The 13,338-nt window shown below is 36.0% G+C and carries 9 protein-coding genes; all 9 read left to right on the top strand.

All coding sequences use genetic code 11. From position 1 onward, the window contains the following. Nucleotides 1-51: 51 nt before the first annotated feature. The 9 genes from AB3H93_RS02525 to AB3H93_RS02565 all read left to right on the top strand — a co-directional run bounded on the left by AB3H93_RS02525 (nt 52) and on the right by AB3H93_RS02565 (nt 13,336). Nucleotides 52-2,103, top strand: coding sequence for a hypothetical protein (locus AB3H93_RS02525; protein WP_368020069.1), 2,052 nt, complete (start codon nt 52-54; stop codon nt 2,101-2,103). 222 nt (nt 2,104-2,325) lie between these two features. Continuing rightward, nucleotides 2,326-3,579 carry an EpaQ family protein gene (locus AB3H93_RS02530; protein WP_063626785.1) on the top strand — a complete coding sequence of 418 codons (1,254 nt, stop codon included), beginning with the start codon at nt 2,326-2,328 and terminating at the stop codon, nt 3,577-3,579. A gap of 213 nt (nt 3,580-3,792) precedes the next feature. Beyond that, on the top strand, nt 3,793-4,599 hold the full coding sequence (locus AB3H93_RS02535; protein ID WP_096709490.1) for an ABC transporter permease: 807 nt from the start codon (nt 3,793-3,795) through the stop codon (nt 4,597-4,599). An 11-nt stretch (nt 4,600-4,610) separates the two neighbouring features. Beyond that, nucleotides 4,611-5,831: an ABC transporter ATP-binding protein gene (locus tag AB3H93_RS02540; protein ID WP_010719738.1), complete on the top strand. Its 1,221-nt coding sequence runs from the start codon at nt 4,611-4,613 to the stop codon at nt 5,829-5,831. Then, nucleotides 5,821-7,407: a class I SAM-dependent methyltransferase gene (locus AB3H93_RS02545; RefSeq protein ID WP_368020070.1), complete on the top strand. Its 1,587-nt coding sequence runs from the start codon at nt 5,821-5,823 to the stop codon at nt 7,405-7,407. The genes AB3H93_RS02540 and AB3H93_RS02545 overlap by 11 nt, the downstream gene beginning before the upstream one ends. Before the next feature lie 37 nt (nt 7,408-7,444). Continuing rightward, nucleotides 7,445-9,583 carry a glycosyltransferase family 2 protein gene (locus AB3H93_RS02550; RefSeq protein ID WP_228196960.1) on the top strand — a complete coding sequence of 713 codons (2,139 nt, stop codon included), beginning with the start codon at nt 7,445-7,447 and terminating at the stop codon, nt 9,581-9,583. Nucleotides 9,584-9,788: 205 nt separating this feature from the next. After that, complete coding sequence (locus AB3H93_RS02555; RefSeq protein ID WP_010738174.1) at nt 9,789-11,180, top strand: sugar transferase; 1,392 nt, start codon at nt 9,789-9,791, stop codon at nt 11,178-11,180. 17 nt (nt 11,181-11,197) lie between these two features. Beyond that, entirely contained in the window at nt 11,198-12,238 is a 1,041-nt protein-coding gene (locus AB3H93_RS02560) for a glycosyltransferase family 2 protein (protein ID WP_368020071.1), read from the top strand. 252 nt (nt 12,239-12,490) lie between these two features. Next, nucleotides 12,491-13,336 carry a phosphorylcholine transferase LicD gene (locus AB3H93_RS02565; RefSeq protein WP_010719733.1) on the top strand — a complete coding sequence of 282 codons (846 nt, stop codon included), beginning with the start codon at nt 12,491-12,493 and terminating at the stop codon, nt 13,334-13,336. Nucleotides 13,337-13,338: the final 2 nt, after the last annotated feature.

Genomic DNA, 13,338 nt, shown 5'->3' on the forward strand with positions numbered 1-13,338 from the left:
CAAACTTGTTTTTCCGTAAAAAAAAGAACAAACTAGAAATTGGAGAATCGCATGGAAAAACAAACAAGACGCGCGCAACGAACAGCCGTGAAGCCTGAGCGCACAGATCATTCTGTTCTTGATGTCTTTCTAAAACTTCGTTACCTCATCGGATTGCTAGTCATTGTAGTTATTGTAACGTTTAATTTGAATGGTAGTTCATTGGGTGTATGGGATAAATATGTATCGCAACGAGATGACGGAAAGAAAACTGATGTCATCTTCGGGCAAAATAGGGAAGTTCGTTCAGATGAATGGCTCGTGCAAACACCTTTTTATCTTTCACAAGCTGAAAATGACTATCCTTTAGTAAATCCCGATTTTTCCTTAAATGGACAAAATATGATCATTGCTTATAATTCTCCTGTTAAAGATATCACAGTTATTGGTAAACCATTCAATTGGGGATTCTTTTTCTTGGGAAGAGATCGTGGGCTTTCGTTTTATTGGGCAATGAAATTAGTGGTCATGGTTTTATTGGGGTATGAAGTTTTAATGATTTTGACAAAAAGAAAAAAAGCTTTATCACTCGTAGGCGCCTTTGCCTTAACTTTCTCACCAGCAGTCCAGTGGTGGTTCATGCAACACGTGGGAGATCTGATTTTCTTCACATTAGGACTAATGGTTGCTTTTTATCATTATTTTTACCAACATCAAAAAAAATGGGTACGAGCAATGATGATGAGTTTGATCGTCATATTTGGTCTAGGTTTTATCCTGGTGATTTATCCAGCCCATCAAGTTATGCTTGCTTATTTTCTTGTCTTTTATTTTGTTGGGTTATTGCTCTATTATGGGAAGCGAATCACTTGGGATTGGTTTGATGCAGTACTGATCATTGGGGCAATATTATTTATAGGTGGCGTACTGATCCACTTTTGGTTAACCTCTAAAGATGCGTTACTGGCTTCTTTAAATACCTTATATCCAGGAAAACGAGTAAGTACAGGAGGAAAATGGCATTTAGGAGAGTTCTTTTATTTTCTGACAAACTGGAAAATTTCGTTTAAAGATATCAATTTTTCTAATAATTCTGAAGTTGCTCTGTTTTATCATTTCTTCCCGACTGTCTTTTTAGCAAGCCCATTTGTTTTATTTGGTAAAAAAAATAGTGAACAAAAACTGTTTGGTCGGATTTTAATGCTCTTTTGTCTGTTTTCAATTTATTGGATTACTTTAGGATTACCAAGATGGCTCGCTGAACTCACTTTATTATCTTACGTGCCACCTTTTAGAGCAATCTTAACCTTTAGTTTTGCAGCTTGCCTCTTAACCATATGGTTTATTGCCTATATTTGGCAAGAAGATGTGATCCCAACATGGTATAAATTTTTCCTATTGTTGGCGAACGCGGGAATCTTTACGTATGCTTTGGTCAATTCCAAAATGACAAAATACTTTACCGAATTTGAGATTACCATGATCGTGATTGTTGGTACGTTAATCCTGGCATTTATTCTGTTCCGACGTTGTCGATTGTTCTATGTTTCGTTTATCGCTTTGATTGTAGCTTCAGGTTTCTTTGTGAACCCAGTTGTAGAAGGAACTGGTGCGATCTTTGAAAAGACTCTGGCAAAAGAGATAAAAGCAATTGATCAGGCAGATCCACAACAAGTATGGTTAACAGAAGATGAGCTGTATAACTTTACACCAACATTAGGCGTAAAAGCTTTTAATTCGGTACGCTTTTATCCAGACATGAAGGCATGGGCTAAAATTGATCCAGATAAAAAATATGAAAAATATTATAATCGATATGCCCACACACGTGCCTTTATTGCTAAAGAAAAAACTTCATTTGTTTTAGATCGTCCAGATATGTTTTCTGTGACCCTCAACTTTAAAGATGCTGAAAAGCTTGGAATCAAATACGTGGTCAGCAAACGCCCGTTAACTGATTATAATCAATTGTACCAAGCACAATTCACTCAACTATACGGTCCTGATAAAGATGGTTATATGATTTTTGAAGTAACCTATCCTGAAAACGATCCATCTACAGCCAATAATGCTGTGAATAATACGGATAACCAAGTAGATGAATGGTCGTATACAGGCGGTTGAGAAAGTAATTATTAGGTATTGAGTAATTGATATGGGAGTGTAAGGAAGTAAATTTCTTTACTGCTTCTTCTGAAATTGCTCAGTACCTATTTTTAGGTTCCATGTTTTTTCTTTTAAAAAGACTGGATGAAGCACTAAAAGTGAGTTTTTTATCAATTAATCTAAAAATAGCATTGCCGTTTGTTTTTAAAAAACAGTATAATAAAACAGTATGAAAGGAGGATGGAGATTATTCAGACGGTTATTGGAAAATTAATAAATAAAATGAGTGTTGGATTACTGATTCTATTTCTTTCTGCTATTTATTTTGTATGGACAGCAGGCCTAGGCAATGCTCAAGCGCTTTTTTTATATGACAACAGTGCGCAATTTGTTACGTTTGGCATTGTCATTTTATTTATTTTAAACGTATATAAAGGACGAAGAGCTGACTTTATTTTTTTAGCAGCGGCAATGCTTATTTATTTTCTGTTTGATCATTTCCGTGAAGTAAGAGCAAGTTCTATGAATGTAGATCTTTTGATCCCGCTAATCATAGTCTTTTGTTTGACGGTTAAATGGATTCAGTTTGATAAGTTAGATCGTTCGATTTTTATTTTAGTATGTTATGTCTTTCTTGGCATTACGTTATACCGCATTTTTACTGAAATAAAAATTCCTGATGGTGAAAGTATTTGGTTGCCTGATAATAAAGTTTCCGATATTTGGATCAACACGAATACGATTGGTAGTACTTTAATGACCCTCTCCTTACTGATCAGTGGGTTTGCCAGTTCATTTGAGCGCTGGTATGTTCGGGTATTCGTTGGATTTCCGAGTGTGATTGCTGGGATTATTGGTATCTGGGTCTGTCAATCAAAAGGTGCTTTAGTTGCGATGATCGTATTTGTTTTACTGGATATTTGGCCAAAACAATTGTTCAAAATAATACGAGCGCCATTTTTAGCCTACATGATTGTCACGATTTTTGCGTTGCCAGTTTCTTACTTAGCAGCTCATTCCGAGCATCTAAATCTCTTTACTGGTCGTGAAGAAATTTGGTTGAAATTCTATGAGACTATTTCAGAAAAAAGCGAACAAGTCTGGGTTGGAATGAAACCGTTCATTTTTCAACGTGGAAATCAATTTTTAGGAAATCACAATAGTTATAATTCATTTTTAAATCTATATGGATTGCTGGGTGTCATTATCGCAGGGGTACTAGTCTTAATCTATGTAGGTCGATTGACCTTAAAAGCAGATTTATCAAATGGACAAGTAACCTTTTTATGGGCATTCTTTGCAGTGATGATCCAATCCTTTATGGAAGATACTTTAACTTCTTTTCCGTGGGTACCTATCATCTATCTGTTATTGGGAATGGCAAGTCACCGATATGATGATTTAAAAAACGTTGCAAACAAGCGGAAAATAGCGAATCAACAAACGAGGGAAACGACAGACGGCTCTCTATCAAGAGTGGCACGCCGACATTAAATATTTAGATAAGAGCTAGTTGAAACAAGTTATTCTTGGGTCAGCTAGCTTTTTGCTTCATTGCAATTAAATTATTTCTTATGTAAAATAAAAATGTTAGCGTAAAGTTGCTTAATAGAAAATTAAGAAACTAAGAATATCACAGTCCGTGAGTAAAAGTGTGGTAAAATGGCACATGACTGTAATTAACAGAATTTGCTTGGAGGAACACAAATGTTTAAAGATCTGTTTTTATTTATGAAGGATATCTACCAGAATAGAAAGCTCTTGCTTCAGTTTTCAGTGAATGACTTTAAGTCTCGCTATGCGGGCTCTTTTTTGGGAATTTTATGGGCATTCATTAATCCTGTCTTTACCGTATTGATTTATTGGTTGGTCTTTGGTTTTGGATTAAAGGCAGCGATGACAGATGGAAAATATCCTTTTATTGTTTATTTGATTACGGGAATGATCCCATGGTTCTTTTTTTCTGACGCGTTTACATCAACGACGTTAGTTTTCAGAGAATACACTTATTTAGTAAAAAAAGTTGTATTTAATATCCGCATTTTACCAACTACGAAAATTTTATCGAATCTATATGCACATCTTTTCTTTATTTTCGTTGGTTTAGTGGTGGTTATTGGACATGGAATCTATCCAACTTGGATGACGCTCCAACTGATTTATTATTTATTCTGTATGTGTGCTTTTTTAACCGGCTTAACATGGTTGACAGCATCAATTCAACCATTTCTACCAGACATCATGCAATTAATCACGATTGTCCTACAGTTGGTTATGTGGACATTGCCGATCCTATGGAGTCCAAGTCAGTTCAATCCAGTGATCGTTCAAATCTTAAAACTAAACCCACTTTATTATGTCGTGCAAGGATATCGTGAGTCTTTCTTAGGACAAGCTTGGTTCTGGCAACACGGAATGTATACTCTCTATTTCTGGGTATTTACGCTAGCTATCTTCGTTATTGGATCTGCTGTGTTCCGTAGATTGAAACCACATTTTTCAGATGTGCTGTAAGGAGTATGAATATGACTGAATATGCGATTAAATTAAAAAACATTACAAAATCTTATAATATGTACGCAAAACCATCTGACCGTTTTCGTGAAGCATTGAATCCCTTTAAAAAATCTTACCATGACGTTTTTTATGCGTTGAAAAATATCAATGTGGAAATTAAAAAAGGGGAAATGATCGGCTTTGTCGGAGAAAATGGTTCAGGAAAATCTACCATGCTCAAAATCATTACTGGCGTTTTGACGCCCACATCTGGAACAATGGAGATTGAAGGAAAAATATCTGCACTATTAGAACTAGGTTCTGGGTTCAACCCCGAATATTCTGGCTATGACAATATTTATTTGAATGGCATGGTGTTAGGTTTTTCTCGTGAAGAAATCGATGGAATGGTCGGAGACATCATTGAATTTGCTGATATCGGCGAACATATTTACCAACCAGTAAAAACATATTCCAGTGGGATGTTTGTTCGTTTAGCCTTTGCGGTAGCTATTAATGTCAATCCAGATATCTTGATTGTCGATGAGGCTTTAGCTGTAGGGGACCTTGAGTTCCAGTTGAAATGTATGGAGAAATTTACTGAAATCAAGAACTCAGGTAAAACGATCTTATTCGTCTCCCATGACATCAGTTCGATCCGCCGTTTTTGTGATCGATCCTATTGGCTAAAAAATGGTGAAGTAGTTGAATATGGGGATACCATGGATGTCACAACAAACTATGAAAACTTTTTAAAGAAAAAATCAGTCAAAACAGTTGATCGAAATAAAAATCAAATGGAACGTTTTGCAGCGCCTGACATCGTTGATGTACTGAGTGCGGAATTATTGGATAAAGAAAAAAATCCTGTTGACGTGCTTGATCAAGGCGAAACACTGTATGTCAAAGTAACCTATGAAGTAAAAGATGATTCGATCAAGAATCCTGTTTTAGGGATTGCCTTACGGACCGTCGATAATTTTTACGTTTGTGGTTTAAATACACTGTTGGACGGCATCAAAATCCCTTGGAAAAAAGGCAAAAATGTTTTCTATTTAGAATATGAAAAACTAGGCCTGCTAGCTGGTGAATATTATTTTGATGTGGCAATTTTTGAAGAAAATGCCACCGTACCTTTAGTTTACAAAACAAAATATATGAACTTATTTGTTAATGGCTCATATATTGGGGAAGGAATCGTGGTCTTAGACCATAAATGGGAAGAAGGTTATCTAGCCGATGAAGTATGATTTTGAAATGGACTTAGATGAACAAAGTAGTGTAGGGAAAATTGCTGCCCAAATTAAACCAGGCAGCAAAGTCTTGGAATTTGGACCGGGAAACGGCCGATTGACTAAACATTTAATCGGAGCCAAAAATTGTCAAGTAAGTATCGTCGAATTAGATAAAGAATTATTCGATTTTGTCAGTGAATTTTCACAAGATGGTTTTTATGGAGATATTGAAAGTTTTGAGTGGGCAAACTATTATGCAGGGCAAACCTTTGATTATATCCTTTTTGCCGATGTTTTAGAACATTTAGTGAACCCAGCTGAAACATTAAAAAAAGTGAGAGAATTTCTCAATGAAGACGGAGAAATTTTAATCACATTTCCGAATTTAGTCCATAATTCTGTGCTGATCCATTTATTCAACAATGAGTTGCCATGGGCTTCTTATGGCTTATTAGATGAAACACATAATTCTTTTTACACACACGAAGGTTTTAAAAAAGTGTTTGAAAAAGCTGGTTTATCTATTAATATTGAGGATTACCTTTACTTAGCTGTCGGAGACACAGAATTAAATTCAACTTATGAAGAATTACCCGAAGCAGTTCGCTATGAGTTCAAAATGCGACCTTTCGGAGAAGTTTATCAATACTTCTTTTCTTTGAAAAAACACACTGAGAATAGTCACATCTCACAACCACAAAATTCGAATTTTGTTCGAATGGTGGAAGTGATCCAAAAGACTGCAAACAAAGAAGTCTCCCAAAAATATCCTTTCAACAATTATACGGGAGAAAACCAAACATTGACTTTTCCAATTGCCGGGGATGTCGAATCGGTCATTTTTAAATTTGCTGATCAACCAAGTTTTATCGAATTTAGCGGGGAGTTGGCGGGGAACAAAATTGATTTCATCCAATCTAATGCAGTAATCAAAACACAAAATGATTGCTATTTATTTGATGGTGAAGTAACGCCACAATTTACTCTATTTGATGTCGCAGGTCAAGAATTGACGATCCATTGTCATTATCGGTTTATCGGGGAATTGACACAAACCATGAAAGAACTACTTGAGGCAGTCAAACCTTTAGCGCAGATCGAGCAACGTCTAATGGCACAAATCACTTCGCTGAAAAAAGAAAATGAACAAGTGCGATTAACAAATGAAAAATTAGCTAACGAATTACAGATGACGACTGACCGTTATTGTAAACTGATAACTGAGGAAGAATTCGCGATTAAACCAAGAAACCGCAAGCTTCGATCGAAAGAAACAGCAAAGAAAATTCAAGCAAAGGCGATTTCTCTATGTGTGGATAGTAAGCATTGGGACCCAGAAACGAAAATTTTGACAATCAATGGTTGGGGAATTTCTAACGCACAACGTCAGCCGTTATCCTATAAGTTATCTGTGAACCAAGCACCATTTTTTCAAGCCTTGCAGTTTGAACGGCCAGAAGTAAATGAGGCGGAACAATTGCCAGTGGGAACAAAAGCTGGTTTTGAATTGCAAATAAGATGTGAACGAGAAAAATCTTTTTTAATTGAAGCTGTTGCTGAAAATGGCGAATCCTGGTTTATCGAGATATAAGAACGAACTTATTTTTAATAAAGGAGAACAAAAGCTCGTGCAAAAAAAAGAGATTGCTGTATTTATAGACCGAATTACTCGTGAAAGAGCAACTGGGGATTTATTGATTGTTGGCTGGGCGGTTGATGAGGTGACGAAAGAAATTCCGATCATTAAAGTCGATAAGGACAAAGTATCTGCCGAAGTCACCAATGTTGTTCGTTTGGATATCAATCATTTATACAATTTGGATGTGAAAACACCGAGTGGTTTCAACATCCGATTATCTGGAAGAATGAAAGGTAAAGCGATTTTAGATTTCCAAACAAAATCCCATCAAAATGGGATTGCGGTGAAATTGAATGGTCGTTATCCGTATGACGATGGCCTTGAAACAAACTGGGAAAAGAAAAAAAGATTGCTTCAAAAAGGATTCAATTATGCACGAACACACGGAGTGAAAAAAGCGATTCGACGTGTCAAGTTTGAAATGAAACCAGCTTCTGTTGATTATACTGAATGGATCAAACGTCATGAACAGTTTGATCTCCAAAAGCAACGTCAAGATGCTAAAGGATTTGAATATCGTCCCTTAATCTCAGTACTTATGCCAGTCTACAATGTCGAAATCAAATGGCTGGAAAAATGTATTGATTCTGTTTTAAAACAAACGTATGATCACTGGGAACTATGTATCAGTGATGATGCATCAACTGATCCTAAAATCAGAAAATGTTTAGAAAAGTATCAAGCTAAAGATCAACGAATCAAAGTCGTTTTTAGAGAAAAAAATGGGCATATCAGTCTAGCGACCAATTCTGCTTTGGAAATGGCAACAGGAGAGTTCATAGCGTTGTTAGATAATGATGATGAACTACCGCCCTATGCGTTGTTTGAAGTCGCAAGCGTCTTGAATCAGCGTCCTGAACTTGATGTCATTTATAGCGATGAAGATAAGATCGATGCAGAAGGTCAGCGTTTTGATCCTCATTTTAAAGCGGATTGGTCACCAGATACTTTAATGGGCAATAATTATATTTCACATTTAGGGGTTTATCGTACCAGCTTAGTTAAAGAAATCGGTGGATTTAGAAAAGGATATGAAGGTTCTCAAGATTATGACTTGGTACTACGAATCACTGAGCAGATCCCAGCTGATCACATTTATCACATTGATAAAGTACTGTATCACTGGCGCACGATTCCAGGATCTACTGCCAGCAATGGTGAAGCGAAGAGCTATATTTATGATTCTGGAGTCAAGGCATTGACTGATGCACTCGATCGTAGAGGAATTAAAGGAAAAGTTCGTCCTGGACGAATCTCTGGTTTCTATGAGGTCAATTATGAAGTGCTGCAAGAAGACTTAGTTAGTGTCATTATTCCCACTAAAAACGGATATGATGACTTAAAACTATGTATCGACTCAATTATTGAAAAAACAACCTATTCCAACTATGAGATCATTGTTGCTGATAACGGTAGTACCGATCCTAAGATGCAGGAACTATTTAAGGAATACCAGCAACGACTAAACGAACGTTTTATAGTGGAATTGATTGATATACCTTTCAATTATTCTAGGATCAACAATCTAGCGGCAGAAAAAGCAAGTGGCAAATATTTATTGTTCTTAAACAATGATACGGAAGTTATTGAGCCTGAGTGGATGACCAATATGGTTGCCTATGCGCAATTTGATCGAATTGGCTGTGTCGGTGCCAAACTTTACTATCCAGATGATACGACACAACATGCTGGTGTGTTAGTTGGTATTGGTGGCGTTGCTGGTCATGCGTTGAACAACTATGACCAAACACACTGTGGTTACTTTGGTCGGTTAGTCATCGATGTCAATTACTTAGCGGTAACAGCTGCCTGTATGATGGTCAAAGCCAGTGATTTTCATGCGGTCCATGGCTTTGATGAAACATTAGCCGTGGCTTTCAATGATGTGGATTTATGCCTGAAAATTTATGAGCTAGGTCGATATAACGTTTATGCCCATCAAGTTGAACTTTATCATTTTGAATCAAAATCAAGAGGCTATGAAGATACGCCTGAGAAGCAAAAACGTTTTGCAGGTGAGATAAAGAAAATGCAAGTGAAATGGCCAGGATATATCAACCATGATCCTTTTTATAACGATAATCTGACAAAAGAAGGAATTGGAGATTTTTCATTAAGACCAGATTAATTAAGAAATGAAAATAGAAACTATCATGCAATCAGTTAAGAAAGCATGGTAGTTTTTTTTCGTAAAATGAGATATTAAAAGCAAGCGTTATAATTGTAGAGCAGTAGTTTTTTGTAATTCTGTTACAATTTGTTTATTCACTAGGCTTTTAAACCCTGCTATGGTAAGATAATAGGTGCATTATTTTGTGATTAGGAGTGTATATATGAATAAAAATGGGGAATGGAGTGCTGCAAGACGAATATTCATTATTTTAATGGATGTTTTGATGTACAATGTAGCCATATATAGCAGTTTCTTACTGAAATTTCATGGGGAAATACCCATGCGGAATTTTGAAACTTTTCAACATTCAGCAATCTTTATTTCTGTTATATTTATTGCCTTGAATATCTTATTGGGCGTATATGTTTTTTATAATCGAACGGTCAGCGATATCGTGTTTGTCACGGTTATTGGTCAAGTCTTAATGACATTGGGGATCATGGTCGTCACCTTTGCTGGACGCTGGTTTGCTTTCCCACGAGGCGTAATTTTACTGTCATTTGTGCTAGCGACCATTTTATTGAGTCTTTACAGAATATTAATCTATAAGTTGTACTTGAAAGTCAGTCGTGATAAGAAAGTCGTGATCGTTGGATCAGAAAAAGATGTGGCACCGGCCATACAAAATTTCAGTTCTAAAAAAAATAATAAGCATAAAGTAGAAGCGGTTGTCATCGATCACTACTATGAAAATGTGAAAAAAATGATTGATCAAATGGATATCGTCTATCTGGCTTCACATATTGAAGAAGCAGAAAAAGTAAAAATCTATCAACTAGTGACAAAAAATGAGAAGAAATTATTTCTCAATACGACATTTGAAAACTTAACGATGATCAATCCAAACATCATGAACTTTGAAGATGAAAGTATTATTGAAGCTTCAGGCTTCAGGATTCCACCAGAATATGAATTATTCAAGCGGTTGTTTGATATTATCGTTTCGTTGATTTTACTGATCATAGCCTCACCTTTCATGTTATTAACTGCTATTTTAGTAAAAGTTACTTCACCGGGTCCGGTTATTTATAAACAAATTCGGATCACTAAAAATCAAAAAGAATTTTCAATCTATAAATTTCGCTCGATGACTGCGACTGCAGAAGCCAAATCAGGACCTGTTTTGGCTAAGAGCAACGATGCTCGTGTCACTCCAGTGGGTAAATTTATCCGAGCAGTTCGTTTTGATGAATTACCACAAATCTTTAATGTATTAAAGGGAGACATGTCGATCGTTGGTCCTCGACCAGAACGTCCTTTCTTTGTTGATCAATTCAATGCGGAAAATCCTTATTACTATTTGAGACACAATGTACGTGCTGGGATAACGGGTTATGCGCAAGTTTATGGGAAATACGTATCAGATTACAACAGTAAATTACGGTTTGATTTACTTTACATCAAGAAATATTCTTTATTGCTCGATTTAAAAATATTATTACAAACCATTAAAATTCTTTTTGATAAGATGTCTTCTCAAGGCTTGGAAGAAGATGAGAATGTTCATTCATTGGCAGAGATTGCTTTTCCAAAAGAGAAAATCTTTCGCTAGTTGAGAGGTAGTGAAAAATGAGTAACCCAAAATTTAGTATCGTCATACCCATTTATAATGCTGAAAGCACGATTGCTCGTACGATCGCATCTTTAAAAGAATTTGATTTTACTGATTATGAAGTTTTGTTAATCAATGATGGTTCGACAGATCAAACGGAAGCAATCATTACGAGACTTATTGAGAACGACCCTAAATTTCGACTGATCACAACGGCTAATCAAGGGCCTGGTTTAGCAAGAAATGAAGGGATTATGCAAGCCCAAGGAGCTTACATCTTATTTTTTGATGCGGATGATACGCCGAAAAAAGAAGTTTTATCTGATTATGACAATCTTTTAGCTAAACATCCAGACACCGATTTGATCGTTAGTTCGTTTATCTTTCGAACGATGGACGGAGAACAGATTATTTCAGAAAAAGAAAATTTAGTGACGGAGCATCATTATCAAAGTCATGATAGTTTTATAAAAGACATGTATCGATTAATGAACGATCAGTTGATGTATGTAGTTTGGAATAAATGTTATCGAAGGGATATTTTAAAACAGAATCAGCTTCTTTTTAAAGGATACAATAGCTGTGAAGACCGTATTTTTAATTTGCATTATTATAAATATTGTCAAAATGTCCTGATGAACCCGAAAATTTCTTATATCTATGAATTTGAAGGTGGCAAAGGAATCACGAATCAGTACCGTCCCAATAAATTTAGTACCTTCAAAGAGTTCTACCAATTAGCAAATGAAGTGACGAATGAAGTCGATAAGCCAGGAATGGCAGCTCTCCATTTAAAAGGAACGACGTCGGTCATCTTTTCTATCTATGGCACTTCGACACGGACAGCAAAAGAAAAAAAAGCTGAAGCAAAGCAAATATTAACGGATCCAACTATTGTTGAGGCGAAAAAAATTGCTTGCACCGACTCTACAGTAAAAAAAGTAACGAAGCAATTGTATAACCTGCCTTGTTCATTCTTTTTAACTGCTGTACGCATCGGAAGTTTTGTTGAAATAAAGATGCCAGGATTGATGGCAACACTAAAACGAGTGTATTAAATAAGCGACCGGAATAGCAGGGTGATATCATTTGCTTTTCAATCGAAATAAAAAAGCAGTGACAGCTGTCATGGCTTTATTCTCACATTTATAAAAGTGTTAGGATAAAAGTTTATCCTAACACACTATTTATTCGAGTTTGGGTCTTTAGGTTTTCCTTTTGACCCACACTCTTTTTTTGCAAATTTAGACAGATTCTATTTCGGATAAAAAAATAGTTATGATAAAATAAAAATAGAGGGAGCTGTAAGTATGTATAGTAATGATCCTGAATTAAGAAATGTCCAGCAGGTAGTGTTAGAAATCGCTCAATATTTTGTCGATTTTTGTAATAAACACGACCTACTTTGTTATTTTTGTGGCGGTGGCTGTATTGGCTCTATCCGTCATCAAGGTTTTATTCCTTGGGATGATGACTTGGATTTTTTTATGCCTAGACAAGATTATGAAAAAATAAAAGAACTATGGCCAAAATATGCTGATGTTGAACGCTATCCGCTATTGGTTGCTTCTGAGAATTACAATGATCATAATTCATTTATGACCATTCGAGATGCAAATACCACATTTGTCAAAACGTATCAAGAAGGAATGGCTATTCCTCATGGTATACCGATTGATATTTTTCCTTTGGACGGTGCGCCTGAAAAAAGTGCGCAACGGAAAATCCAAAAAATGTGGGCGCTCGTTTATGCATTGTTTTGTTCTCAGGTTGTGCCCGAAAAACATGGGGGAATGATGGCAACAGGTAGCAAGGTGCTTTTAAGTACGTTCTCTTCGCCCAAAATCCGCTATAAGATTTGGCGTTTTGCAGAAAAACAAATGAGTAAGTACTCATTCGGATCGACACCTTATGTCACAGAATTATGTGTCGGACCTAAATATATGGGAAATATTTACCATTTGGAAGATTTTAAATCAGCGATTGTTGTTCCCTTTGAAGAGACAAAAATGCCAATTCCTGTTGGGTATGACCGCTATTTGAAACAGGTCTTTGGTGACTACATGCAATTGCCCCCTGAAGAAGAACAACAGCCTCATCATGAAGCTGTTCTTGTTGATACTAAAAAAGCTTACAAAGTAAACGATACAGTATGAAG

This window comes from Enterococcus sp. C74, assembly GCF_040887125.1.
GTDB lineage: Bacteria > Bacillota > Bacilli > Lactobacillales > Enterococcaceae > Enterococcus_B > Enterococcus_B hirae.